Annotated in this window: 1 rRNA gene; it reads left to right on the plus strand. The window is 49.4% G+C overall.

The annotated features are described in order from the left end of the window. Positions 1–54 precede the first annotated feature (54 nt). Positions 55–257 (plus strand): 16S ribosomal RNA (locus tag M3661_RS30085); the annotation flags it as partial.

Genomic DNA, 257 nt, shown 5'->3' on the forward strand with positions numbered 1-257 from the left:
TGTGAATGAGGTAGCAATACCTCGTCAAAAGATATGAGCAGTTCAAACTTAACTTTAACGGAGAGTTTGATCCTGGCTCAGGACGAACGCTGGCGGCGTGCCTAATACATGCAAGTCGAGCGGACTTTATGGAGTGCTTGCACTCCTGATAGTTAGCGGCGGACGGGTGAGTAACACGTAGGTAACCTGCCCATAAGACTGGGATAACCCACGGAAACGTGAGCTAATACCAGATAGGCATTTTCCTCGCATGAGGG

The sequence above is a fragment of the Paenibacillus sp. MER 180 genome, from assembly GCF_023713665.1.
In the GTDB taxonomy this organism is placed as follows: Bacteria; Bacillota; Bacilli; order Paenibacillales; family Paenibacillaceae; genus Paenibacillus_B; species Paenibacillus_B suaedae.